At 46.2% G+C, this 24301-nt stretch carries 27 protein-coding genes; 21 read left to right on the top strand and 6 right to left on the bottom strand.

What is annotated here, in order from left to right; all coding sequences use genetic code 11:
• The first annotated feature begins 46 nt into the window (after positions 1-46).
• The 4 genes from RBH91_RS18095 (at position 47) to RBH91_RS22740 (ending at position 3323) form a co-directional block, all read left to right on the top strand.
• The gene (locus tag RBH91_RS18095; RefSeq protein WP_307892419.1) at positions 47-907 is read left to right on the top strand and encodes an SMR family transporter; all 861 of its coding nucleotides are present in this window, start codon (positions 47-49) and stop codon (positions 905-907) included.
• A 65-nt stretch (positions 908-972) separates the two neighbouring features.
• Positions 973-2097 (top strand): NAD(P)/FAD-dependent oxidoreductase, encoded by a 1125-nt coding sequence (locus RBH91_RS18090; protein WP_307892418.1) that lies wholly within the window; start codon positions 973-975, stop codon positions 2095-2097.
• A gap of 152 nt (positions 2098-2249) precedes the next feature.
• Positions 2250-3110, top strand: a complete 861-nt coding sequence (locus RBH91_RS18085; protein ID WP_307892417.1) for an FAD binding domain-containing protein — start codon at positions 2250-2252, stop codon at positions 3108-3110.
• Positions 3111-3197: 87 nt separating this feature from the next.
• Positions 3198-3323, top strand: coding sequence for a hypothetical protein (locus tag RBH91_RS22740; RefSeq protein WP_404802451.1), 126 nt, complete (start codon positions 3198-3200; stop codon positions 3321-3323).
• Between the two features lie 201 nt (positions 3324-3524).
• Here RBH91_RS22740 and RBH91_RS18075 read toward each other — a convergent pair whose 3' ends face one another.
• The 3 genes from RBH91_RS18075 to RBH91_RS18065 all read right to left on the bottom strand — a co-directional run bounded on the left by RBH91_RS18075 (position 3525) and on the right by RBH91_RS18065 (position 6365).
• Positions 3525-4340, bottom strand: a complete 816-nt coding sequence (locus RBH91_RS18075; RefSeq protein ID WP_307892416.1) for an endonuclease I family protein — start codon at positions 4338-4340, stop codon at positions 3525-3527.
• Positions 4341-4420: 80 nt separating this feature from the next.
• A complete protein-coding gene (locus tag RBH91_RS18070) occupies positions 4421-5467 on the bottom strand; it encodes an anthranilate phosphoribosyltransferase (RefSeq protein WP_307892415.1) in 1047 nt (348 codons plus the stop codon).
• 313 nt (positions 5468-5780) lie between these two features.
• Complete coding sequence (locus RBH91_RS18065) at positions 5781-6365, bottom strand: TetR/AcrR family transcriptional regulator (RefSeq protein WP_307892414.1); 585 nt, start codon at positions 6363-6365, stop codon at positions 5781-5783.
• A gap of 91 nt (positions 6366-6456) precedes the next feature.
• On the opposite strand from RBH91_RS18065, the gene RBH91_RS18060 reads away from it, so the two are divergent.
• The 8 genes from RBH91_RS18060 to RBH91_RS18025 all read left to right on the top strand — a co-directional run bounded on the left by RBH91_RS18060 (position 6457) and on the right by RBH91_RS18025 (position 13255).
• Positions 6457-6990 carry a hypothetical protein gene (locus RBH91_RS18060; protein ID WP_076760710.1) on the top strand — a complete coding sequence of 178 codons (534 nt, stop codon included), beginning with the start codon at positions 6457-6459 and terminating at the stop codon, positions 6988-6990.
• Between the two features lie 131 nt (positions 6991-7121).
• Positions 7122-7973, top strand: coding sequence for a DUF72 domain-containing protein (locus RBH91_RS18055; protein WP_307892413.1), 852 nt, complete (start codon positions 7122-7124; stop codon positions 7971-7973).
• Positions 7974-7991: 18 nt separating this feature from the next.
• Positions 7992-8816: a sulfite exporter TauE/SafE family protein gene (locus tag RBH91_RS18050; protein ID WP_076760708.1), complete on the top strand. Its 825-nt coding sequence runs from the start codon at positions 7992-7994 to the stop codon at positions 8814-8816.
• Between the two features lie 19 nt (positions 8817-8835).
• Positions 8836-10194, top strand: coding sequence for a bifunctional metallophosphatase/5'-nucleotidase (locus RBH91_RS18045; RefSeq protein ID WP_307892412.1), 1359 nt, complete (start codon positions 8836-8838; stop codon positions 10192-10194).
• A gap of 85 nt (positions 10195-10279) precedes the next feature.
• Positions 10280-10585, top strand: a complete 306-nt coding sequence (locus tag RBH91_RS18040) for a YunC family protein (protein ID WP_076760706.1) — start codon at positions 10280-10282, stop codon at positions 10583-10585.
• Between the two features lie 68 nt (positions 10586-10653).
• The gene (yunB, locus tag RBH91_RS18035; protein WP_307892411.1) at positions 10654-11427 is read left to right on the top strand and encodes a sporulation protein YunB; all 774 of its coding nucleotides are present in this window, start codon (positions 10654-10656) and stop codon (positions 11425-11427) included.
• Between the two features lie 188 nt (positions 11428-11615).
• Positions 11616-13145 carry a sodium-dependent transporter gene (locus RBH91_RS18030; protein ID WP_307892410.1) on the top strand — a complete coding sequence of 510 codons (1530 nt, stop codon included), beginning with the start codon at positions 11616-11618 and terminating at the stop codon, positions 13143-13145.
• A complete protein-coding gene (locus RBH91_RS18025) occupies positions 13142-13255 on the top strand; it encodes a methionine/alanine import family NSS transporter small subunit (protein ID WP_148956518.1) in 114 nt (37 codons plus the stop codon). The genes RBH91_RS18030 and RBH91_RS18025 overlap by 4 nt, the downstream gene beginning before the upstream one ends.
• 40 nt (positions 13256-13295) lie before the next feature.
• Here RBH91_RS18025 and RBH91_RS18020 read toward each other — a convergent pair whose 3' ends face one another.
• Positions 13296-14276 (bottom strand): M23 family metallopeptidase, encoded by a 981-nt coding sequence (locus tag RBH91_RS18020; RefSeq protein ID WP_307892409.1) that lies wholly within the window; start codon positions 14274-14276, stop codon positions 13296-13298.
• Positions 14277-14507: 231 nt separating this feature from the next.
• Between RBH91_RS18020 and lipA the strand changes: the two genes are divergently transcribed.
• The gene (gene lipA, locus RBH91_RS18015) at positions 14508-15419 is read left to right on the top strand and encodes a lipoyl synthase (RefSeq protein WP_263315914.1); all 912 of its coding nucleotides are present in this window, start codon (positions 14508-14510) and stop codon (positions 15417-15419) included.
• A 262-nt stretch (positions 15420-15681) separates the two neighbouring features.
• On the opposite strand, the gene RBH91_RS18010 is transcribed toward lipA, so the two are convergent.
• Positions 15682-16302, bottom strand: a complete 621-nt coding sequence (locus RBH91_RS18010) for a YhcN/YlaJ family sporulation lipoprotein (protein ID WP_307892408.1) — start codon at positions 16300-16302, stop codon at positions 15682-15684.
• A 103-nt stretch (positions 16303-16405) separates the two neighbouring features.
• On the opposite strand from RBH91_RS18010, the gene RBH91_RS18005 reads away from it, so the two are divergent.
• The 3 genes from RBH91_RS18005 to RBH91_RS17995 are packed head-to-tail and all read left to right on the top strand — an operon-like array spanning position 16406 to position 17936.
• On the top strand, positions 16406-16681 hold the full coding sequence (locus RBH91_RS18005) for a YutD family protein (RefSeq protein WP_076762079.1): 276 nt from the start codon (positions 16406-16408) through the stop codon (positions 16679-16681).
• Between the two features lie 26 nt (positions 16682-16707).
• Complete coding sequence (locus tag RBH91_RS18000) at positions 16708-17148, top strand: DUF86 domain-containing protein (protein ID WP_307892407.1); 441 nt, start codon at positions 16708-16710, stop codon at positions 17146-17148.
• A gap of 17 nt (positions 17149-17165) precedes the next feature.
• Positions 17166-17936, top strand: a complete 771-nt coding sequence (locus tag RBH91_RS17995; RefSeq protein ID WP_307892406.1) for a TIGR01457 family HAD-type hydrolase — start codon at positions 17166-17168, stop codon at positions 17934-17936.
• 47 nt (positions 17937-17983) lie between these two features.
• On the opposite strand, the gene RBH91_RS17990 is transcribed toward RBH91_RS17995, so the two are convergent.
• Positions 17984-18484 carry a phosphatidylglycerophosphatase A family protein gene (locus RBH91_RS17990; protein ID WP_307892405.1) on the bottom strand — a complete coding sequence of 167 codons (501 nt, stop codon included), beginning with the start codon at positions 18482-18484 and terminating at the stop codon, positions 17984-17986.
• 153 nt (positions 18485-18637) lie between these two features.
• On the opposite strand from RBH91_RS17990, the gene yutH reads away from it, so the two are divergent.
• The 5 genes from yutH (at position 18638) to thrB (ending at position 24193) form a co-directional block, all read left to right on the top strand.
• A complete protein-coding gene (gene yutH, locus RBH91_RS17985) occupies positions 18638-19642 on the top strand; it encodes a spore coat putative kinase YutH (protein ID WP_307892404.1) in 1005 nt (334 codons plus the stop codon).
• A gap of 81 nt (positions 19643-19723) precedes the next feature.
• The gene (locus RBH91_RS17980) at positions 19724-20686 is read left to right on the top strand and encodes a 2-hydroxyacid dehydrogenase (RefSeq protein WP_307892403.1); all 963 of its coding nucleotides are present in this window, start codon (positions 19724-19726) and stop codon (positions 20684-20686) included.
• Between the two features lie 230 nt (positions 20687-20916).
• Positions 20917-22218: a homoserine dehydrogenase gene (locus RBH91_RS17975; protein ID WP_307892402.1), complete on the top strand. Its 1302-nt coding sequence runs from the start codon at positions 20917-20919 to the stop codon at positions 22216-22218.
• Positions 22218-23276: a threonine synthase gene (thrC, locus tag RBH91_RS17970; RefSeq protein WP_307894787.1), complete on the top strand. Its 1059-nt coding sequence runs from the start codon at positions 22218-22220 to the stop codon at positions 23274-23276. Before RBH91_RS17975 ends, thrC begins: the two co-directional genes overlap by 1 nt.
• Positions 23273-24193 (top strand): homoserine kinase, encoded by a 921-nt coding sequence (thrB, locus tag RBH91_RS17965; protein ID WP_307892401.1) that lies wholly within the window; start codon positions 23273-23275, stop codon positions 24191-24193. Before thrC ends, thrB begins: the two co-directional genes overlap by 4 nt.
• Positions 24194-24301: the final 108 nt, after the last annotated feature.

Below are 24301 nucleotides of genomic sequence, written 5' to 3'. Positions count from 1 at the left end.
ATGGCACTGTGAACCGCAGGCCTTAATGCGTGAGGAGGGTTGTTAAATGACTGCCGCGGGATTTTGCGTCTTGTTATTATCTGCATTTATCCATGCATCATGGAACTACCTTTCGAAAAAAGCCGATGGCGGCGTTCCGTTTATCTGGCTGTTCACAGCGATAGCAGCCGTTGTCTACACACCTTTAGCCATAGCTGTTGTCATATATGAAAAGCCTGAGATCGGCATCTGGCAGCTTGTCATCATCATGGCGAGCATCCTTGCTCACTTGGGCTTTTTTCTAGTTCTACAAAAGGGGTACAAAAAGGGCGACCTTTCCCTCGTCTATCCGATCGCAAGGGGCACAGGCCCGCTGCTCACCTGCGTGCTGGCGGTTATCGTTTTTGGCGAGACATTGACGCTGCCCGCTTTTATAGGAATTCTTTTGATTGTGGTAAGCATTCTTTTTTTTACAGGGGGAGCCAAGCGCTTAAAAGAATCGGGCTCACTCACGCCGATCCTTTACGGACTGGCTGTCGGCGGTATGATTGCAGCATATACCATCCTTGATAAAGCAGCGGTCAGCCGGTTTCTCATTCCGCCTTTGCTGCTGGATTATTGCAATACGCTCGGCCGCCTGATTATACTGACTCCTTTTGCTTTGAAAAGCTGGAGCGAAGTCCGGTTTGAGTGGAAGCATCACCGGATGGAAGCCGCCGGAGTGGGAATTTTTAATTCTTTGGCTTATATTTTGGTGCTGAGTGTCATGGTGTTTGCCCCGGTTAGTTATGTAGCGCCGGTTCGCGAAATCAGCATTTTAATCGGAACGGTTATGGGGGCAGTCCTTTTGTCGGAAGGTTTCGGACGATTGAGGATCATCGCGGCTGTCTTTATGGTGCTTGGCGTGATATCGGTAGCCATCGGATAGGTTGTGTTTCATTGATACGATCCGTTATATTTGTAGAATAAACAGAAATGGAAAAGGTGTTTGTAATGAAATCTTATATTGTAGTCGGAGCTGGAATTCTCGGAGCTTCCGCCGCTTATCATCTGGCGAAATCCGGCGCAGATGTCACATTAATTGATCGTCAAGATCAGGGAAGGGCTACAGATGCCGCGGCGGGAATCGTTTGCCCCTGGCTTTCGCAGCGCAGAAATCAGGCATGGTACAAGCTGGCAAAAGGCGGTGCAAGATACTACACCGATTTGATCAAGCAGCTGGAAGCTGATGGAGAATCAGATACGGGATATAAACGAACAGGCGCCATCAGCCTGCATACAGACGAGCGAAAGCTGGACCAAATGGAAGAACGCGCTCATCTGCGACGCAAGGATGCGCCCGAGATCGGCGAAATTGCCCGTTTATCGCCTGCCGCCACAAAGCGCTTATTTCCGCCTTTGGCAGATGGCTATGGCTCCGTTCATATCAGCGGAGCAGCGCGGGTAAACGGAAAAGCCCTGCGGCGCTCGCTCGTGAATGCCGCCCAAAAACACGGGGCAGCTGTTTTGAAGGGAAATGCTTCTTTACTGTATGAAGATCATCGTGTCACAGGGGTTCGGACGGATGATAGAACGATACATGCTGATCAGGTGCTGATAACGGCCGGTGCATGGGCAAGCGAGCTGCTGAAGCCGTTGGGGCTCAATTTTTTAGTGACCTATCAGAAAGCGCAAATCATCCATCTTCGTCTGTCTGACGCTGATACCGGCAGCTGGCCTGTTGTCATGCCTCCGCATGATCAGTATATTCTTGCGTTTGAAGATGGGAGGATCGTTGCCGGAGCAACCCATGAAAATGAGGCCGAACTCGGTGACTGCCGCGTAACAGCAGGCGGGCTTCATGACATTTTCAAAAAGGCGCTCGCGATTGCTCCCGGACTGGAGAATGGGATGATGCTTGAAGCGCGGGTAGGATTCAGACCGTTCACACCTGGCTTTCTGCCTGTGATCGGCCCGCTCTCAAACGTAAGCGGACTGTTGATCGCCAACGGCCTCGGCGCCTCAGGGCTGACTTCAGGCCCTTATCTTGGGAGGGAGCTTGCAAAGCTTGCGCTTGGAGAGCCGCTTGAGATCGATGTCGGTCTATATGATCCAGCCGGTGCGCTGGATATTTCATAATCAGTGATAAAAACGTTCACTCTTTTTAGAGGAGTGAACGTTTTTTCTTTTCAATATCAGTTGTAAAGGACGGTTTCAGCCAGTATACATAAAAAGGGAAATTATGTTATATTGGTTTTCGGCTGATTGGACAAATAAAGGAGGACTCCGGTATGTTTCCATTTGATTTTGAGTATTACCGGCCGGCATCTGCAAAAGAAGCTGCTCAGCTGTTTCAGAGGCTGGATGGCGAGGGGAAGCAGCCGGCTTATGTTTCAGGCGACACAGAGCATCTGGCGCTTGGCCGTTTCAACAGGATGAACACAAAAGCGGTGATCGATATTAAAGAGGTACCTGAGTGCCGGGTTTTCAAGTCCGGGAAAAAACATCTTACAATAGGCGCGGCCTTAACTTTAACGGAAATATCGGAAAGCGTTGACTTCCCTTTATTGTGCAGTGCTGCGAGAGGTGTGGCCGATCATGCGGCTCGAAAACGAATTACGCTTGGCGGCAATATATGCGGGGAGGTTTTTTATCGGGAAGCTGTTTTGCCATTTTTGTTGACCGACAGCCAAGTCATGACACTTGACGCAAAAGGAGTGAATTTGTATCTAATCCATGATGTATTTAATAAACAGCTTCAGCTGAATGATGGAGAGATGCTCCTCCTGCTTCTGACAGAAAAACGCTATCTCAATCTCCCTTTTGCCAATATTAAAGTGCGCAGGCATTGGGCAAAGGGCTATCCGCTGGTGACCATAGCAGCAATCAAAATCGACGATCATGTTCGCGCCGCATTTAGCGGAGTCTGTCCGTTCCCTTTTCGGTCATCGATGATAGAAGAGATATTAAATGATCAGCAGCTTACCATTGATGAAAAGGTACAGCAAGCGATCAGACATTTGCCTGAGCCTATTTTGGATGATGATCATTGTTCTGCCGACTACTTGAAATTTGTCGTGAAGCATACGCTGATCGACGTTCTCGGTATGCTGGAAAATAGCAAACAGCAAGAAGAGATTGAAGGCAGATGATGTGCGGCTACAACCAATTGGCCTGAGCCGCCGATTTTTTCGAAAGTAGAATGCCATCACGGGAAATTCAGCAGGCGGCAAATCCTCATGACATTTATCATCATCCGGCCAATCCATTTGCAGCCGGCTTTAACGGTTCGCCTTGAGATTCCGAAGGAAAAAAGCAGGGCGCTAAGACTCCTGAAGGAAGTTGGTTCTGGACGTCAGGCCTGAACATGTTAAAGAACTAGGACAGCTGCAGAGAGCAAATTTTCAGGCGAAAATCGAATAGAACAAAAAACACGGGGGCTAAACAAAGTTCTGACTTCGGGAGAGAAAATCGGATTTATGACGCCTTTTTGATCTGCGGACAGAAGCAGTCATTTGAGAACGAAGGCGCTTTATCAAAACAGAAAAGCGCCTTCGTTTATCAAGCTAAAGCTCCGGGTGCCAAATCTCTTCGGCCCATTCAGGATGATCAATGAATGGGTTGCGGTTATGCTGATATTGTTCATAAATGATATCATTTCTTTTTCTTTCCAGATCATCAACAGGGTCTTCTTTATGCCATTTCAGCAAGACCGCCATTTTGCCGTGAAAAGGCAGAGAACCGTTGCCCGTTTTGTCATTCATTTCGAGATCGGGGTGACCGTCCTCGCCTTCATAGCGGACGGCCATGTAGAAAATCATTCTGGCGACATCGCCTTTCACACGGCTGTCCGGCTCCCATGAATCACCGTCATAATAATTATCGGGATCACCCGGATATGGGCTGCCTCCTTCGTCAAAGTCCAGATTTCCCCGGGCGGAATTCGTTTGCACATCACTTGGCCTGATATGATGCAAATCTGTTCCGGGCCCTTTGCTCGTGCCGAAATCTCCGTGTGATTTAGCCCAGACGTGCTCGCGGTTCCAGTCGCCTATTTGTCCTCCGTTTTCATCTTTGGAGCGGGATTCCCCGGAATACAAGAGAAGGACATGATGTTGAGCTGCCGGATCTTCGTCTGTTTCTTTCAACGCATCCCAGACTTCGCTGTAAGAAAGTTCAGTATGATCATCGATCGTCTCATGTAGCGCTTGTTTCAAATCCTCTCCCGTTTTCCCTTGTGTCTGCTGGTAGTAATCTGCTGGAACGGACGATAAGCAAAGCGATGTCTTTAATGGGAAAGGCGAGAAGGCATCTGCTTTTTCAAAGGGAGTGAACACGGCTGACAACATGAAAATAAACGGTATGACAAACATGCGGTTCATCGTCTGAAACCTCCTTTTTCATTTGTTTTCATTATCCAATGATTTCATGAAAAGGGAATGTCATTTTGATTACGATTTTCTTACTGTCTTGTAAATGACGCTCTCCACTTTCTGAGGAGATTCAAGCCTGCCTTCTCTTGAAGCTGATGTTCTGTGATCCGGATGCCTTCTTCAATTGTCGGGCAAACCTTGAATAAATAGCAGCGCAATGCCGTATTCATGATGACCTGTTTTCTTTCATACTCCACATCCGGCGATTCATCTCCTGAGAGGACAGCCACGATTTTTTCTGCCTGCTCTTCTGCCGAGAGAGGCTTTTTCAGCTTGGATTCATCCACATGCATTCCGAATTCTTCCGGTTTTAAAATAAATGAGGTCATCCCGCCGTCCTTTATCGAAAACACAAAGCTTCCGCGGTGTACAGGAACATCCTCAGAACCCTCCGCTCCTTGAACGATAAATACTTCCTGATATGAAAGGTGTTGAAAGACGGGATACATTTTTTGAATGGCCGTCCTGTGAAAAGCTCCCATCATGAGTTTGCCTGAGGCTGAGAAGTTCACCAGTTTTTCGGCTGTATTCAGAATGGTGCGGACGCCGATTTCCTCGCGGATCTGCCGAATCCGCAAAAACGGTTTGCACAGTTTCTCAGCTGCGGCAAACCCGATTGAAAGCCGCTCCAGCGTTTTTGCCGTCTGGCAGGCATCAGCCTCAGGGAAGATTCCCAATTTGTTCAGCACTTCCTTCAAGCTTGTCGCATATTTGGGCGGCAGGGCATCACTGCTGTGTAAAAATGAAGGAACGCCGTTTTCCGCGAGAAGAATCGAAACGGGAATGGTTGCCAGAAAAGAGTGTCTTCCTGTATAGGGCCCGGCAAAGTCGATCAGCTTCTCTTGAACCGCCTGAGGAAGAAGCAATTGTTCGGATTGCTCCCTTAATGCTTCGACAAAAGCGAGCAGCTCTTCAGGGGATTCCGTTTTAATGCGTTCCGCTATCAAAAAGGCTGCAGTCTGAGCAGGGCTTGCTGTGCCTGTCATGATCGCTTCGGCTGCCTGCTTTGCTTCTTCATAAGTTAAATCCCTGGCGCCTCTTTTGCCTCTTGCTGTTTCTTTAATCCACTGCTGCAATGTAACACCTCTCCTTTATCTGCTTATCTTTCTTATGACTTTACATGAAAATGCTGAAATGGAATAGTGGGGATTTTCTCGCGCTCGGCCTCATTCCGGCTTTCATTGCAGGGAGATGGCCAAGTCTTTCAACGAAGGATTTAAATAAGTGCTCGTCGGCGCGATGGGTTGGGGTATCGTAAGGACCGCAGTTGTCGTGATGGCTGAAAGGAAAATGATGGACACGATGCAGCAGGGGGGAAATGGGTGAAAACCAAAGGATATTCACAGACCCGCTAAAAAATTGAAACAGCCTGGTGTCAGGCTGTTTCATTCATTTCAAAGTATTCAATTGCCTTGTCAACACAGAGTCGATCGTGTCAGCTGTGATGCGTTCAGGCTCAAGGAGCGCATGAAGCGCCAATCCGTCAACCAGTGCATACAGCCGTTCTATTTCCTCCCCTGCATCCATTTCCGGCATTGCCCCTGATCGGCTGAGCGTTTCGACAGCCAGCTTGCAGGCAGAATAAATTTCCTCATTCATCTCCTTCCTTAACGGTCTGAGTGCCGGATCACTGAGCGATTTAGCTGTAAAAGAAAACCACGCTTCCATTTCCAGCCTTCTTTCTTCATCTGCGGGCAAAAGCTGGAGAAGAAGCTGTTTGATACACTCAGCCGGTGTTCCTGTAAATCTCATATTTTCGATTCGCACTTTTACCCTGTTTGTGACAAGCTTCATCGAGTAAATCAACAGTTCAGACTGGTTCGGGAAGTAGTGCCGCAAAGAACCTGCGGAGAGTCCGGCCTCCTTTGCGATTTTTCGGACGGTGCACTGTTCCAGCCCTTCTCTGTGAATGACATTCCAAACGGCTTCGGCTATCTTTTCTTTTTGTTTTTCATGATCAACAATTTTTGGCATATATTTATTATAACACGGTTGTATTATTTAATCCATTTGTGTTATTATTTTTTTAAACACAATTGTATTAAAAAGGAGAGGCAGACACTGGATGATCGGTTTATTGATTATAGCTTGTGAAATAGGATTTTGGGTTTTTATTCTGTTAGGACTGTTTTTTCGATATATTGCAGGGAAGAAAAAAATCGGCTTCATGATGTTTGCTTGTACGCCTGTGTTGGATTTGCTTTTGCTCATTTCAACAGCGGTTGATTTGCACAATGGAGCTGAGGCGGATACACTGCACGGTATAGCTGCCGTTTATATCGGAGTCAGCATCGCATTCGGCAGCCGCATGATCAAATGGGCGGATGCCAGGTTCGCTCACCGTTTTGCCGGAGGTCCGAAGCCTGATAAAGGTCCGCGGCATGGCAAAGAACATGCAAAAAAAGAGCGGGCAGGCTGGTTCCGCCATTTCATAGCCTGGGTGATCGGAGCGGCGATTTTAGCCGGAATGCACCTGTTCATCGGAGATGCGGAAAGAACAGAACCGTTAATGCAAATGGCTTCTTTATGGACGATCATACTCGCAATCGATTTTCTTTATAGTTTCAGCTTTACTCTTTATCCCAAGAAAGCACGCTAAAGAAGCCGGAGAACCCGGCTTCTTTGTTGTTGATGAAGTATTCCGCTTTAAAACAGGAAAAGCTACAAACAGGCCTAAATATAAGATTCTGTAAAAAACCTGTGATAAACTAAAAAGAGAGGTGAACTGCATTGATTTATATCGGATTAACAGGATGGGGGGATCATGACAGCCTGTATCCGCCCAAGACGAGCAGCCAAAACAGGCTGATCCACTATTCGGCTCATTTTCCGATCGTTGAGCTTGATGCGAGCTTTTATGCCATTCAGCCGGAGAGGAACAATGAAAAGTGGGTAAAGGAGACGCCTGAATCGTTTCAGTTTATCATTAAGGCTTATCAGGGGATGACAGGACATCAGCGCGGGGAGATCCCTTTTGAATCGAAGGATGAGATGTTTGATGCCTTCAAACTTTCCTTAACACCCTACATAAAAGCGGGAAAATTGGCGATGGTCCTATTTCAGTTCCCGCCCTGGTTTGACTGTAAAAAAGAAAATGTCAACTATTTAAGATGGTGCAAAGAGAAGATGGGAGACATTCCGTGTGCGCTTGAATTCAGGCATCGGTCATGGTTCATGCCCGAGTATTACGATAAGACGCTCGCCTTTATGGAAGAGCAAAACTGGATTCACAGCATATGTGACGAGCCGCAGATCGGGGAAGGCTGCATTCCGGCCGTCCTTCATGCGACAAACAGCGAAAAAACGCTAGTGCGCTTCCATGGCCGCAATAAAGAAGGATGGGTTAGACCGTCTTCAGGCCAAAACTGGCGGGAAGTCAGATATTTGTATTTATATAATGAACAGGAACTGCAAGATTGGAAACAAAACCTGGAGCTGCTAGAGAAGCAGTCGAAAAAGCTATATGTGCTCTTCAATAACAATTCCGGAGGAGATGCGGCTGCGAACGGCAAACAATTGATGAAATTATTGAATCTTGAATATACAGGGCTCACTCCAAGACAGCTCGATTTATTCAGCTGAGAAAAGAGGACTCATTTTATGGAATATCTCATACTGGTTATACTTGGTCTGATCGCGGGAACCATCGGCAGTCTCGTCGGTCTGGGAGGAGGGGTGGTCATTGTTCCTTCCCTGCTTTTTTTAGCCGGCATTCCCGGAATGTTTGATCAAGTGACACCGCAGATGGCGGTGGGCACATCGCTCCTCGTCATCATTTTTACAGGACTTTCTTCAACAATGGCTTATATGAAATATAAAACCGTCGACTACAAGAGCGGACTGATTTTTTTCATCGGATCTGGACCCGGCAGCATCGCCGGAGCCCATGTTTCCAAGTATTTCAGCTCAGACTCGTTTTCTCTCTGGTTCGGGATTTTTATGATATTGATATCCCTTTCATTAATGATCAAGAAAAAATTGAAACCGGCGGATAGAGAACATACGGGAGTCATCAGGACATTTAAAGGCGATGATGATGGACAAGATTATACGTATTCCTACCAGCCCCTCGCCGGAATCGCAATCGCGTTTTTTGTCGGCTTCCTCGGCGGTTTATTTGGGATCGGAGGAGGCTCGTTGATGGTGCCGGCGATGATGCTCTTATTTTTATTCCCGACAAGGGTTGCCGTTGCGACATCCATGTTTATCATTTTTCTTTCATCTGTTGCTGGATCTGTCGGCCATGTCATATCGGGCCATGTCAATTGGCTCTATGCATTTGCGCTGATTCCAGGCGCATGGTTTGGCGGTCAGCTTGGCGCTATAATGAATAAAAAAATGCAAACGAAGACAATCGTTGTCATCATGAGGCTTGTTCTGATCCTGATCGGAATCAGATTAATCTATCAGGGCGTATTTAGCTAAACGTTAGGGAGAGATTTGCATGAGGGAAAAGCTCCATATTTATCATACGAACGATTTGCACAGCCATTTTGAAAACTGGCCGAAAATCGTAGATTATATACAAACACAAAGGCAAAAACATGCGGCTGATCATGAAGAGGTGCTTCTGTTCGATATCGGCGATCATGTGGACAGGTTTCACCCGATATCAGAAGCGTCATTCGGAAAAGCAAACGTGGAGCTGCTGAATCATCTGGACTATGATGCCGCAACGATTGGAAATAATGAAGGAATCACACTGCCGCATCTAGAGCTCGATACGCTCTATGATGACGCTTCTTTTCCGATTGTTGTCTCCAACTTGTTCGACAGCGAGGGAAACAGACCGGCCTGGGCACAGCCTTATTGGATCCAATCGCTGAAAAACGGCCTGACCATCGCCATCCTTGGTGTGACGGTACCTTATTATCCGATTTATGAACAGCTCGACTGGAAAGTCACAGATGCTTTTGAAAGCATTGCCGAGGTATTGCAAGAGGTAAAAGGAAACGCCGATATCACGGTTCTTCTCTCCCATTTAGGCATTTTAGACGATCAGCGGGCCGCAGAAGCATTTCCTGAAATCGATTTGATCCTGGGCTCCCATACCCATCATTTGCTTGAAGACGGCATGCTGAAAAACGGTGTTTTGCTCGCCTGCGCGGAAAAATACGGAAACTATGTCGGTCATGTTGAACTCACGCTTAACAAAGGGATAGAAGACAAAAAGGCCGAAGTTCTAAAAACGGCTGATTGGAACAAGGAATCGGAAGAAACCATTGCGATGCTGAAAGAAAAAGAAAAAGAGGCCAGACAAGTTCTGCAACAAGAAATTGCGATATTGGATCAGCCGCTTGAAACCGACTGGTTTGGGACATCCCCTTTGCCTCAAATGCTGGCTGATGCGCTGAAGGAATGGTGTGATGCAGAAATCGGAATGGTCAACGCCGGGATTGTGCTTGATTCTCTTTCTAAAGGAGCTGTCACGAAAGCGGATATCCACCGGATTTGTCCGCACCCGATTAATCCGGTCGCCATTAAACTGACGGGAGCCGAGCTGAAAGAAATCGTTCTTCAGGCTTCAACAGAGAAAATGGAACAGCTGCGCATTAAAGGGCTCGGCTTTCGCGGGAAAGTGATGGGAAGAATGATGTACTCCGGTCTCGATACCGAAAAGCTGACGGTCAACGGAGTGAAAATGGAAGCGAACACGGTTTATCAGCTGGCCACTATTGATATGTTCACGCTCGGAACCCTTTTTCCCGCCATTCGCGATGCCGATCATATTCAATATTATATGCCCGAATTTTTGCGTGATCTGCTCTCTTGGAAGCTTAAAAAGATGGGGCCGCTTTTGTAAACGGAGATGCAAAACCAGCCTTTCCAGGCAAACCGGAACAAGTCTTCCGCTTTATCATACATTAATGGTAAAGGGAGGGATAGCAATGGTGAACTTGACTCCGATTATGATTGAAGATCAGCCGTTCACGGCTGTCACAGTCAAATTGCCAAAAACAAATTTTATGGCGGTTGCAAATGACCATGGATATATTATGTGCGGAGCGCTTGATGTTGCCCTGCTGAATGATAAATTAAAGGAACGGAAAATTGTCGCCGCGAGAGCCGTCGGCGTCAGGACGATCGACCAGCTTCTCGAAGCCCCGCTTGAATCTGTGACAGATGCGGCCAAAGAGCTTGGTATACATGCGGGAATGAGCGGAAAAGAGGCCCTTTTAAAAATGGCGAAATAAAGTTGTCTGATTGAATCGTATATCCCCTCTTACAAGCATACACATTGTGATGTAAGGGGGGATTTTGCTTGCGAAGATTTCGCGGCCCTCTGTCAAACAGAGGACCTTTGCCTTTTCGATATGTCATGCTTCTTTCTTTTGTATTTTTCACTCTTTCTACCACAATCAGCTTACTGATTATCAACACATCTATCAAACCGACACTTTTGCACATTGCGGAAATGGAAACCAACAGGATTGCAACGCACGTCATCCAGGAAGCCGTTGAGGACTATATGAACGAAGATGAAAATGTGCAAAACATGGTGGAGATGAAGTCGGATGAAAATGGAAAAGTGACAACGATTAACTTCAATTCCCATGTTGTTCGTGATATGCAAACCAAGATTACGAAACGACTGCACGACAACTTAAAAGTAACGGAAACGGAAGAATTTAATTCTTCTGCGAAAACGCCGGACGATCGGAGTGACGGCGTTATTTATCAAATTCCTCTTGGCCAGACAACAGGAAATTCCCTGCTTGGAAACCTCGGGCCGAAAATACCGGTGCGCTTCAACGTTGTTGGAGATGTTTTTACAGATTTTAAAGAAAGCGTCAAACCATACGGAATTAATAATGCATTAATTAATCTCGGCGTGCTTGTAGAGGTCAAAATTCGTGTGGTCATTCCGTTTGCGACAAAGACTGCGGTTGTGAAAAATACGGTTCCGGCGACAATTCAGGCCGTTCACGGAGATGTACCGGATTTCTACAGCGGCAGCGGGAGCCAGACGGCGCCATCCATTCAGATTCCGTCCAAAGACGAAAAAACGGATGAGAAAGCGGATCAAAAGAAGTAAATGTTTCCAGGCATTCTGCAAGAACGCATGCAGAATGCTTTTTTTCATTGAATCAAAAACGGCATGTGTCTATTTTCTTAAAAAAATACTTTGACTTAGGCATAAAGACTGTATATACTATTCAATAATAATAATAATTAGAAAATTCTTTGTTTTCTGATGTTTCAAAAAGGTAAAGGAGGAAGCTTATGGATACTCGTCCGCAATGGGGAACAAGAGCGGGTTTTATCATGGCAGCAGTCGGTTCTGCAATCGGCTTGGGGAATATTTGGAGATTCCCGGCTGTCGCTTATGAAAACGGAGGCGGCGCATTCTTTTTGCCATATTTGTTTGCGCTGTTAACCGCAGGAATTCCCCTTCTCATAATGGAATTTACAATCGGTCATAAGTACAGAGGGTCGGCACCGCTTTCTTACGCCAGAATGGGGAAAGGAAAAGAATGGATCGGCTGGTGGCAGGTTGCGATATCATTTGTCATTTCAACTTATTATGCTGTTATCGTGGCTTGGGCCATATCCTACGCCGTTTTTTCTTTCAACTTGGGATGGGGTAAAGATACAGAAAATTTCTTAATGACTGAATATTTAAACAGAGTGGATATCAGCGGCGGTGCAATCGGCCAATTCGGCGGCTTTGTGCCGGGTGTCTTGATCCCGCTGGCGATCGTTTGGATTGTCTCTCTGGGCATTTTATTTGCCGGAGTCAAAAAAGGGATCGAAATGGCAAACCGGATTTTCATTCCATTGCTTGGGGTCTTATTTTTAATCATCGTCATTTATTCGATAACACTGGATGGAGCATCTCAAGGGCTGAATGCGTTTTTCACTCCTGACTGGAGCCAGATTACAAACGGAAAAGTGTGGGTTGCAGCATACGGCCAAATTTTCTTCAGCCTGTCGATTGCTTTCGCGATCATGATTACCTATTCCAGCTATTTGCCAAAGAAATCAGATATTACTAACAATGCATTTATTACCGGATTCGGCAATTCATCTTTTGAACTTTTGGCTGGGATCGGCGTATTCAGCGCCCTTGGATTTATGGCAGCGCAGCAGGGCATTCCGGTGAAAGAGGTTGTCTCTTCGGGAGTCGGCTTGGCGTTTGTCGTATTTCCGCAGATCATCAATGAGTTTCCGGCGTTTAATGCGCTGTTCGGATTTTTATTCTTTGGTTCGCTCGTTTTAGCCGGCCTGTCATCTCTCATTTCGATTTCGGAAACGTATGTGGCCGCGATTCAGGATAAATTTAATGTGCCGCGGCGGAAGGCCGTCCTTTACGGCGGAGGAGCCGCAGCTCTGTGTTCATTGGTGTTTGCTACAAAAGGCGGATTGTTCTTCCTCGATGCGGCCGACTACTTTATCAATAATTTCGGAGTAGCGCTTGCCGGGTTGATTGAAGTCATTGCCATCGCCTGGTTCGCCAGAGAGCTCAAATCTCTTCAGGCTCACGCCAATTCGGTTTCCGACATTCAGCTGGGCGCATGGTGGAGAATTTGTTTAAGTGTTGTCACTCCGCTTGTGCTGGGCTATATGATGTTTGATAATATCAAAACGAATCTGACAACGGCTTATGGCGATCTGCCGATGGAATTTCTGCTGAAGTGGGGATGGTGTGTGGCGGTTGGCGCCATCGCAGCAGGCTTCCTGCTCTCGCTTTCTAAATGGAAGAATGGGCTTGGGTATACTTCACTTCATCAAGATAAGGAGGTTTCCTCATGAGCGGTGCTTCTATTGCAATGATGGCTGCAGGCATCATCATTATTTGGGGAGGATTGGCCGCAAGCATCACAAATGCGGTTGTGAAACATAAAAAACAACAAAGCAGTTAATGATAAACATCCCTATTCAGTTGAATAGGGATGTTTGCTTTTATTTTTTCTTTCTGATTTCTTTTCGTTCCCATGCTCTCAAGTGAGGATACGGATCAAATGACCATTCGGTTCTCCCATTATCTTTATACATGCCGTAGTGCAGGTGGGGAGGGAACTTTCCGGATGTTCCCGGCGGCCCGTATCCCGTATTGCCGACAGAACCGATGACCTGTCCCGGCTCAACGATCTGCCCGGCTTTTAATCCTTTGCTGAATCCATTCAGATGGGCAAAATAGTGATACGTATTATTGATGTCTCTGATCCCGATTCTCCATCCCCCAAAACGGTTCCAGCCCTTCATTTCAATAATTCCGTAGCATGTGGAGCGAACGGGCAGACCATAGTGGGCGAACAAATCGGTTCCTTCATGGATGCGCCTTCCGCCGAATCCGCGGGCATCTCCCCAGGTGCTTCTATAGCTGTAATCTGATTTTACCGGCAGAGGAAAGGCGTGTTCACCTAAATCAATGTGGCCGTACTTTTGAAAAAGCTTGATAAAGCCTGAAATGATGCCGACCGTCTGATCCCTTTCATAAAATTCCCACAACCCGATGCGGATGTTATCGATATCTCTTCCATATGTCAGTAAGTATTGGCCAAATGTATAAAGGACATCTTCATCCTGATCTGCTTCTGCTTTACCGTCTCCGTTTCCATCCATTCCAATTCCGTCAAAAACCTTGATGCTGAGCGGTGACTTATCTTGAGGATTCGGGTTTTCAGGACCGCTCCAGATGCTTTGGGGAATATAGATCCCTGTATCACCCTTCAGCTTTGGCAAATCTCTGCGGTTTTTGCGGAGATTGATCTCATATTGATCCACAGCTGCGAAAACATACCAGGGAATATGAGTTGCCGCCTCTGTTTTATGATATAGCGCCATTCTCTTCTGCAGATCAGGCTCTTTTTTTTCCTTCGCGAAAGCACAAGGCTGCAAAATGAACAAAAGGAGGATGAGAACGGATAATACAACTTTCACAGTGTCCTTAGCTCCTTTCCGTTTGAATACATATAGTTTGTGACATATGAAGGAAACGATAATATGAAAATGTTAGTAATTCCATATTGTGAAACCAACACTTGTTCACAAATCTGTACTATGTTAAAGTGACTAAAGATGACGATTTGGTTTTTTAAGCGGTTCCAAAAGCAAGGGACACATCCGGCGTAGCGTCAAAACTTTCGTATTTGAACTTGACTACAATCCACGATGGAGATGATGGAATTGGCAAAGAAAGACGAGCACCTGAGAAAGCCCGAATGGCTTAAAATTAAGCTGAACACGAATGAAAACTATACGGGTTTGAAAAAGCTAATGAGAGAGAATAACTTGAATACGGTTTGTGAAGAGGCAAAATGTCCGAATATTCATGAATGCTGGGCCGTCAGACGGACTGCGACCTTTATGATCCTTGGATCTGTCTGCACCAGAGCCTGCCGGTTCTGTGCGGTAAAAACAGGACTGCCGACCGAACTGGATTTAAATGAGCCGGAACGCGTCGCAGATTCTGTGAGCATTATGAATCTGAAGCATGCGGTCATTACAGCTGTTGCCCGTGATGACTTAAAAGATGGAGGCGCAGGCGTTTTTGCTGAAACGGTGCGCGCTGTCCGCAGAAAAAGCCCTTTTACAACGATTGAAGTTCTCCCTTCTGACATGGGCGGAGACTATGATAATTTAAAAACGCTGATGGATACCCGGCCGGACATCTTAAACCACAACATTGAGACGGTTCGCCGCCTGACGCCAAGAGTCCGTGCAAGAGCTACATATGATCGGTCTTTGGAATTTTTGCGCCGGGCCAAAGAAATGCAGCCCGATATTCCAACGAAATCCAGCATTATGATCGGTCTTGGCGAAACAAAAGAGGAAATCATTGAAACAATGGATGACCTTCTTGCAAACAACGTCGATATTATGGCAATCGGTCAATATTTGCAGCCTTCTAAAAAACATATCAAAGTACAAAAGTACTATCACCCTGATGAGTTTGCCGAGTTAAAAGAAATCGCCATGGAAAAAGGCTTCAGCCATTGTGAAGCAGGACCGCTCGTCCGTTCTTCATACCATGCCGACGAACAGGTGAATGAAGCGTCTAAAAAACGTCAGGCGCAGGCATAGACGGGGACTTAGCAAAAAAACGCCAGACATTCTGGCGTTTCAGATTGTTGACAAAATCCTAAAACGGTTTGAAGTTTTAGGTTTTTGTCATCCTTTCAGCGTGATTGAAAACCTTTGCAGTCTAGGAAGGCCGAGCATCGGAGCGGAGCGAATGTTGGAATTCGTGAGCACCGACGCGCAGGCCTGACAACGAATGCGAGGGTTTGTCGACACGTTGAAACGCCAGACATTCTGGCGTTTTTTTATGCGGCCGCATCCGGTTTTAGGATTCCATGTTTTTTCCTTTTCCATCAAGGCCGGTTTCATCGTCTGTATCTGTAGTTGTTTTTCCTTGCGGCGATTTTTGCATTTCTTTGATCGTATCAGCCATCAGCTGATCGACATTTCTTGAGTTGGACCCGAGCCGGCTGAAATTGGCAACGGATTGGATCAAGTTTGCATCATCTGAAATATAGATTTTGTAATATCTCGGTATGACGGATGCGGCTGTCTTTTTCACCTGGTCAGCCGTTTCTTCCCTCTTCTTGGAGTCCGTTTTGTAGACGACAAGTGCTTCCTCATCTGTTACAAGCGTTGAGGCATCTTGAATATTGGGAAGCTGAACCGTTAAACTAGATATAATATGAGCCACTTCTTCCCGGTTGATTTGCGGAGCCTGCATCTCTTCCTTATTTGCAACAGGGGTTGCCTGATGCCGCGCATATCCGAACCTGCCTTTCCGGTCGTCGTTTCGGAATCGCTCGTTATATTGGGGATTCTTATCAGCCACATGTACGGTATTTCCGTCTTCTTCATAAATATTGTGTTCTGTGTCGTTTAAAGCCGTCTGACATCCTACAAGCGGTGCCAGCAGCAGGCCAAATAAAAATAATTTTTTATTCATTCTGCATTTCCTCCTTATCTTTAGCTTTTCCAAAGAAGCGGATTTATTCTTAGCAATTGATGGCGGCTTGGGTTTGAATTATCATATAAAAGAGGTGAAAAGAATGATCGTCGTTCAGAACGCTGCTTTTGAAGTCGTCCAAGATGTAAAAAACGGCTTTAATGAAGAAGCATTTAAAGCAAGATACTCCGACATTTTAAATAAGTACGACTATATTGTCGGAGACTGGGGATACAGCCAGCTGAGGCTGAAAGGCTTTTTTGACGACCAAAACCAAAAGGCCACATTTGATACAAAAATCAGCACCCTTGATGAATATATTTACGAATATTGTAATTTTGGATGTGCCTATTTTGTTTTAAAACGATTACGAAAATAAGCGATAATAATAGGGGATGTGAGCTTGTGTATTTTGTCGATCGAAACAAAATCGAAAACACGCTGAACTATCTTGAAGATGAACTCCGGCTCTTTAAAGCGCAGGAGGAATGGACTTCTGAAATAGAAAAAAAAGCGCTTGAGCGAATCGGCCATACGCTGATGGAATGTATATTGGATATAGGGAACGATATGATTGACGGCTTTATTATGAGGGACCCTGGCAGCTATGACGACATCATGGATATACTGACGGATGAAAAAGTTGTCGGCCAAACAGAAGGAGACAGCCTGAAACATCTGATCGCCTCCCGCAAAATATTGGTTCAAGACTACCTGAACGTGAACCATGAAGAATTGGAAAAGCTGCTGCATCAGCACGCGGAAACGCTTGAGCATTTTCCGGCCCGGATCCGCGATTATTTAAACAATGAGCTCGGTCCGGTATCTGCATTCAAACCGCATTAAAAAACTGGAGTGACAACATGAAAACATACAAAGGATATTTAATTGACCTAGACGGAACAATGTACAAGGGAACGGAAAAAATCGACGAAGCCTGCGAATTTGTAAAGAAGCTGAAAGAGCGGAATATTCCCTACTTATTCGTAACCAACAATTCCTCGCGTACTCCGAAACAAGTGGCGGACAAGCTTATTTCTTTTGACATCCCGGCAACGGAAGAACAGGTATTTACGACAAGCATGGCTACAGCGAACTTTATCGCTGAACAAAGACCGGGCGCATCCGTCTATGTGATTGGTGAAGAAGGAATCCGCCAAGCCATTGAAGAAAAGGGCTTGGCATTCGGCGGTGAAGACGCCGACTTTGTCGTTGTCGGTATTGACCGCGGCATTACATATGAAAAGCTCGCCGTCGGCTGTCTGGCGATACGGAACGGCGCCAAATTCATTTCGACAAATGGCGATATCGCCATTCCGACTGAAAGAGGGCTTTTGCCTGGTAATGGTTCTTTAACATCCGTATTAACCGTCTCAACGCGTACAGAGCCGATTTTTATCGGCAAGCCCGAACCGATCATCATGGAGCAGGCGATGAAAGTGCTCGGGACGGACATCAGTGAAACGCTGATGGTCGGTGACAACTATGACACAGATATTATGGCCGGGATGAATTCAGGCATGGATACACTTCTTGTGCACACTGGCGTCACCAAAAAAGAACACCTTGAGACCTATCCGGAAAAACCGACATATGTGATCGATTCACTGACAGAATGGATGGATCGCATCTAACAAAAAAACACTTGTTCCAAAAAGGACAAGTGTTTTTTTTGGGGCCTTTATTCCGTGTCTTTAGCCCGATGAGCCAGTCTGCTGGAGGCTGCTGCTGCGATAGCGCCGACGATATCGTCCAAAAAGGTATGGCATTCGCCGGTTGATTTATCGTTTAAACGGCCCAGCACCCCAGGTTTGATTTTATCGATGTAGCCATAGTTCGTATAACCGATCGAACCGTAAAGGTTGACGATTGAGAAAGAGAGGATTTCATCGACGCCATAAAGGCTTTCATCCGTTTCAATTAAAGTCTGGAGCGGTTCAAGAAGTTTTTTCTGCTCTCCTAATATATCCAATTGAATACCTGTGATCACGGCGTTTTGAACTTCGCGCTTCTTCATGACCCGGCTGACATTTTCTTCGCATTCTTTTTTTGTTAAGTTTGGATGATATTTCTTTTGCAGAATGTAGACAAGGTCTGCAATGTCCGATATCTTGACTCCCCGTTTCTCAAGCCACTCTTTTGCTGCTGTTTCGATTTGATGCATGCTGTTGTTTTCCGGCATCATTTTCACCCAATCTTTTTTACTTAGTGTATACAAACATCCTGAAAAATGTAACGATTTTAGAACTCTTTTTCTTGATGTTCTACTCATAATTGGATTCCTTCGTTATTACGATGTGTAGAAGGTCATTTTTTAGGAACGAAGGTGATATCCATGAAAGATTTGATTAAAGAAAAATTCGGCATTCATATACGTGATCTTTCACAGCATCTTTCTTATCAGAGCTTTCAAACGCCAAACTCCATATTTTTGATCGTTCCGGTTTCCCATTTCAATCAGACTGAACTGACGGAATTTTACGGTATGAGTCAGTATTTGCAAGAACAGCGTGACCCATACGTGTCTACGTTTTTATTTACAAAAGACGGGGACATGACTTTTGAAGAAAACGGAATATCATATGTGCTTCTTCAGGCCGCTCCCCGCTTTACGAACAGGTCTTATCCATTCGGGGCAGAGCTTGCTGAATTTCATCAAAAGGGAAGGGGCTACCCTTATGAAGTAAAAGAAACCTCAAGGATCGGGCAGTGGAAAGAATTATGGGGGAAGCGCCTTGATCAGCTGGAGCAATTCTGGATGCAAAAGTCTCAGTCACCGCAATTGCAGCCCTTTGAAAAACAGTTTATCGAATCGTTTCCATATTATCTCGGTTTAACCGAAAATGCGATTCAGTATTTGGCTGACACGGAATTGGATGATCAGCCGCAAGCGGCCGATTCCGGGACGATTTGCCAGCAGCGCCTCACCTGTGAGACATGGAAGCACGAGCCTTTGATCAAAATTCCTGTTGAATGGGTTTTTGATCATGCTGCACGGGATCTTGCGGAATATACAAGAAGTTTGTTTCGGGAAAACAAAAATGTCAATGACATTGCATCTTTTCTTCAGCAATATGAACAAGTCACACCGCTTTCCTCTTTTTCTAAGCGGCTGCTGTACAGCAGGCTGTTATTTCCGCTTCACTATTTTGATACCGTTGAAGGCTATTATATATCTTCTGAGTCAGAACACCATTTTTATGAGAGCAGACTTGATTATTTACTGTCTCAATCTGCGGCGTATGAACGGTTTCTAAAGGGATTTCAGGAGCTGGCCGGCATGCGGGCCGGAGGATATGTCAGCATGCCTCCTGTCAATTGGCTGAAAAGGACACCTTAAGCCCTTAGGTGTCTTAACTTTTGCCGTTTTTTTCGATATGCTTATACTTGAAAGCGACTCACAGAAAGGAACGAGGCAGCTATGGATAAACCGATTGTATATGTGACGAGAACATTACCGGAAGAACAGCTTTCCCCATTAAAAGAAGCGGCTGATATTGAAATGTGGGAAAAGGAAGATGAACCATGTCCGCGGGATGTCCTGCTTGAAAAAGCCAAAACAGCGGATGGACTTTTGACCATGCTCTCAGACCGGATTGATGAGGAACTGCTGAAAGAAGCGCTGCATTTAAAAGTGGTGGCCAATTTGGCAGTCGGCTATGACAATATCGATGTAGAAGCTGCCAACAAACATCGTGTTATTTGCTGCAATACGCCTGATGTGTTGACCGAATCCACAGCAGATTTGACTTTTGCTTTATTAATGGCTGCGGCGCGCAGAATCATCGAAGCCAGCGACTGGATCAAACAAGGCCGATGGACAGGCTGGGGGCCTTATTTTTTAGCAGGCGCCGATATCCATCATAAAACGATCGGCATCGTCGGCATGGGAAGCATCGGACGAGCCGTTGCAAGACGGGCAAAAGGCTTTAGCATGAACGTTTTGTATCATAACCGCAGGCAGAATTCCGAGGCGGAAGAAGAGCTTGGCGCTGTGTGGGTATCGTTTGATGAACTGCTTGAACAATCGGACTTTGTTGTATGCCTGACCCCTTTAACAAAGGAAACGAAACACATGTTTAACCGCTCCGCTTTCAAAAAGATGAAGCACACCGCCTTTTTCATCAATGTCTCAAGAGGACAGGTAGTGGACGAAGGCGATTTGTATGATGCGCTTGTCGAAAAAGAGATTGCCGGCGCGGGGCTGGACGTTTTTGCCGAAGAGCCGATTTCAAAAAAGCATCCGCTAGCCAATCTTCCTCAAGTAACCGCGCTCCCGCATATCGGAAGCGCCAGCAAAGAAACGAGGGAAGCGATGATGAGACTCTGTGCTGAAAACATTGCCCTCGTCCTTGGAGGGAAACAGCCGAAGACTGAGATTTAACGGCTATCTTCCGGCTTTGATAGGGTCGGAAGATTTTCTTACAAAAATATTTCTGAATATATAGAATCTTATTATATCAACAACTAAAGCGTTTTCATTTCTTGCTTCTCAACAATTGTCATCTTGTCAAAAAAAGAATCCCCCATTATAATGTTTGTAACTTAAATGTCTGCGTTGTGTTTACAAATGTCCTTTTAGAAAGGACGATCAGAGGGAAAGGTGGAATTTCAGTGAAGGCGATACGAGTAGGACTTCTAGGTTTAGGAACAGTCGGGAGCGGTGTGGTGAAAATTATTCAGGATCACCAGGATAAATTGACACACCAGGTTGGGTGCCCCGTCACCATTCAAAAAGTACTTGTAAAAGATAAGGACAAGAAGAGGGATGTCGAGCTTCCGAAAGAAGTTTTGACAACCGAAGCTTATGATGTGATAGAAGATCCTGAAGTGGATGTCATTATCGAAGTCATTGGAGGAATTGAACAGACAAGACGTTATTTGCTTGACGCGCTTCATGCAAAAAAACATGTCGTGACCGCGAATAAAGATTTGATCGCACTGTACGGATCTGAGCTTTTAGCGGCAGCGAAAGAAAACGGCTGTGACCTTTACTTTGAAGCGAGTGTGGCCGGCGGAATTCCGATTCTGCGCAGCCTGGAAGACGGCCTTGCTTCAGACCGAATCACAAAGATGATGGGGATCGTCAATGGAACAACCAATTTCATTTTGACGAAAATGAACAAAGAAAATGCTCCGTATGATGATGTGCTGAAAGAAGCGCAGCGGCTCGGTTTTGCCGAAGCAGATCCGACTGCAGATGTAGAAGGCCTTGATGCAGCGAGAAAAATGGCGATTTTGGCACGGCTCGGCTTTTCAATGAATGTCGATCTTGACGATGTCAAAGTAAAAGGAATTTCCCAAGTGTCTGATGAAGACATCAACTTCAGCAAACGGCTCGGCTATATAATGAAGCTGATCGGCATCGCCCAGCGGGATGGACAAAAAGTTGAAGTCAGCGTCCAGCCGACATTGCTTCCTGAGCATCACCCGCTGTCATCCGTCCATAATGAATTTAATGCGGTTTATGTATACGGTGAAGCCGTCGGGGAAACGATGTTCTACGGTCCGGGAGCGGGAAGCATGCCGACTGCAACGGCGGTCGTGTCAGATTTGGTCTCCGTCATGAAGAACATGCGCCTCGGCGTGAACGGCAGCAGCTTTGTCGACCCTCAGTTTGAGAAGAAAATGAAGGCCCCGGCTGAAATCTTTGCCCAGCAGTTTTTAAGAATTCATGTAAAAGACCAAGTCGGTTCGTTTTCAAAAATCACCTCGATTTTTTCAGAAAGAGGCGTCAGCTTTGAAAAAATCCTGCAGCTGCCGATTAAAGACCATGATGACTTGGCTGAAATCGTCATCGTCACGCATCATACGTCTGAAGAAGATTTCACTGATATTTTGCAAAAGCTGAATGATCTCGAGGTCGTTCAACAGGTGAAAAGCACTTATCGAGTAGAAGGGAACGGTTGGAGCTAATGTGGAGAGGACTTATTCATCAATATAAAGACTATCTTCCGGTAACGGATAAAACACCAGAACTGACGCTGAACGAAGGAAACACGCCGCTGATCCATTTGCAAAACCTATCTACAAAGCTCGGCATTGATCTTTATGTCAAAACAGAGGGTGTGAATCCGACCGGTTCCTTTAAAGACCGCGGCATGGTCATGGCTGTTGCAAAAGCGAAAGAAGAAGGCAATGACACGATCATGTGCGCCTCGACAGGCAACACATCAGCAGCCGCAGCGGCATATGCGGCGCGCGCTAATATGAAGTGCATCGTGATCATTCCGGACGGCAAAATCGCGTTCGGAAAATTGGCCCAAGCCGTCATGTACGGCGCTGAAATTATCGCGATCGACGGAAACTTTGATGATGCGCTGAAAATGGTTCGCAGCATTTGTGAAAAAGAACCGATCGCATTGGTGAACTCTGTGAATCCTTATCGGATTGAAGGACAGAAAACCGCTTCATTTGAAATTTGCGAACAGCTCGGCGAAGCACCGGATATACTAGCGATTCCTGTCGGGAATGCCGGCAACATTACGGCATACTGGAAAGGGTTTAAAGAATACGGTGAAAAAAATGGCACCGGCCTGCCGGTCATGCGCGGCTTTCAGGCAGAAGGCGCTGCTCCGATTGTGAAAAACAGAGTCATTGAAAATCCGGAAACCGTTGCGACAGCCATTCGAATCGGAAATCCGGCAAGCTGGGATAAAGCGGTCAATGCCGCCAATGAATCGAACGGAAAAATCGATGAAGTGTCAGATGAAGAGATTCTCCACGCTTACCAGCTTCTCGCCCGGGAAGAAGGGGTTTTCGCAGAGCCGGGCTCATGCGCGTCAATCGCAGGAGTGCTGAAACAGCTGAAAACGAAAGAGATTCAGCCTGGAACAAAGGTTGTCGCGGTCTTAACCGGAAACGGCCTGAAAGATCCGAATACAGCCGTTGATGTGTCAAAGATCAAACCTGTGACACTGCCGACGGACGAAGAAAAAATTCTTGAACACTTAAAAGGAGCCGCACGTGTATGACAGAGACAGACATGCTGTTTTCGATTACGGTTCCTGGAAGCACGGCCAATTTGGGACCTGGCTTTGATTCAGTCGGTATGGCGCTTTCACGGTATTTAAGGCTGTCCGTTTTTCCGCATGATGAATGGCGTTTTGAGGCTGAAACAGATGTCGTCGCCGGAATACCCGAAGGAACGGAAAACTTGATCTATCAAGTAGCCAAGCGGACTGCTGCTCATTTCGAAAAAGAGCTGCCCCCGAGCCTTGTGAAAGTGTGGAGCGACATCCCGCTGGCGCGCGGACTCGGCAGCAGCGCCGCCGCGATTGCCGCCGCCATTGAACTGGCAAACGAGCTCGCTGATTTAAAGCTGTCAGACAGTGATAAGCTGCATTTTGCGAGTCTTGAAGAAGGCCATCCTGACAATGCCGGGGCTTCGCTTGCCGGCGGCCTTGTCATCGGGCTTCACGATAAGAATAAAACAGAGATGGTTTCTGTGAAGGATATCGATTTGGATGTCGTCGTCGTGATCCCTTTTTATGAAGTCCTGACAAAAGATGCGCGGGACGTGCTGCCCGACAGCCTTCCCTATCCTAAAGCCGTTGAAGCGAGCGCTGTCAGCAATATGCTCGTGGCCGGGCTCATATCAAAGAACTGGCAGCTTGTCGGACGAATGATGAAAAGAGACCTCTTTCACCAGCCTTATCGGCGGGCGCTCGTCCCTGAACTGGCCAAGGTGGAGCATGAAGCGGGTTTAAATGGCGCTTACGGAACGGCTTTAAGCGGAGCGGGTCCTACCATCCTTTCTTTTATTGAAAAAGGAAAAGGAGAAGCGCTCAAAACCCGGCTTGCCTTAAAGTTTCCGCATTGTGAGGTAGACTGTCTGCATGTACCGAATACAGGCAGTATCATCGAGAGAAAACCAGTGAACAGTGTTTAATAAAAAAGAGCTTGTAACGGCTCTTTTTTTGTTTGCAGTCAAAACAAGGATTTTTATTTAGGAAGTCGAAATAGAATATAGAATTGAACATGAGGAGGAGAATCGACG

It is taken from the genome of Bacillus swezeyi, from assembly GCF_030908325.1.
GTDB lineage: Bacteria > Bacillota > Bacilli > Bacillales > Bacillaceae > Bacillus > Bacillus swezeyi.
The sequence above is the reverse complement of the archived record's forward strand: the minus strand, read 5'-3'. Positions and strand labels throughout refer to the sequence as shown.